Source organism: Bacteroides sp. D22, from assembly GCF_000163675.1.
Classification (GTDB): domain Bacteria; phylum Bacteroidota; class Bacteroidia; order Bacteroidales; family Bacteroidaceae; genus Bacteroides; species Bacteroides xylanisolvens.
On the sequence record NZ_GG774870.1, the window covers coordinates 1 to 902 of the forward strand.

At 46.5% G+C, this 902-nt stretch carries 2 protein-coding genes; both read left to right on the forward strand.

What is annotated here, in order from left to right; translation table 11 throughout:
* Nucleotides 1-84: 84 nt before the first annotated feature.
* Nucleotides 85-315 (forward strand): hypothetical protein, encoded by a 231-nt coding sequence (locus HMPREF0106_RS00075; RefSeq protein WP_004313711.1) that lies wholly within the window; start codon nucleotides 85-87, stop codon nucleotides 313-315.
* Nucleotides 316-414: 99 nt separating this feature from the next.
* The coding region (locus HMPREF0106_RS27615; protein WP_009041331.1) for a hypothetical protein at nucleotides 415-902 on the forward strand (488 nt) is incomplete at its 3' end.

Genomic DNA, 902 nt, shown 5'->3' on the forward strand with positions numbered 1-902 from the left:
CCTTTTCTATATATTCCTGTCAACAATAGATTGAATTGTCCGCCCAACGGGAATCCGGGGGACACACATAAGCAGAATAGGCACATGATTCATGCGGGACAACTTATTGAACGCACGCTTCACGAACAGGGACGCACCGTCACCTGGTTCGCTACCCAACTATGCTGCACACGCCCCAATGTTTACAAGATATTCCGGAAAGAGAATATCGACATCCACCTGCTCTGGCGCATCTCCTACATCCTCGGCCACGATTTCTTCCGTGATCTGTCCGACAGCATCAACACCGGAAGCTTCCCCAGTGTATCCAAATAGGATACAATTTCGTATCGTTCTTGGAACTATGTTTTCACCCGGTAGTATACTCCTTTCGCATACCTTTGCAGGCATATTAACATATAATCACAAAAGGACATGAAAACGAAAAAACTATTTCTGATTATTGCTCTGGTTGTCGGTTGTGCCGTCGGAGCCCATGCGCAAAAGACGGTCTTCAAGTTTCGTGACGCACAGGCACGTGCAGGCGATGCAGTTACTGAAGTTTGTGTCAAACCTACAGTTGTCGAGGTGAAAATACTGGAAGATAAGGGACGGATCAAGGATGAATGGACACTAAGCAAAGAGGAAGTGGAAATCGCCATGAAAGGAGAACTTGACAACATCCGTGCATGGGGGACGTATCTGTCCACCATCAAATACAACTGCGATGTCATCATGGGAGCCACTTTCAAAGTGGAAGATAATGAGAAAACAGGGGGATACACGGTTACAGTAGTAGGTTATCCCGGCATCTTCGTCAACTGGCATCCGGCCACAAAAGAGGATTATGAATGGATACGTCTGCAAAAGTTATCACCCACAGATGGAAAAAGCCAGATAGCGCCCGTCGTTAAGAATAAGAA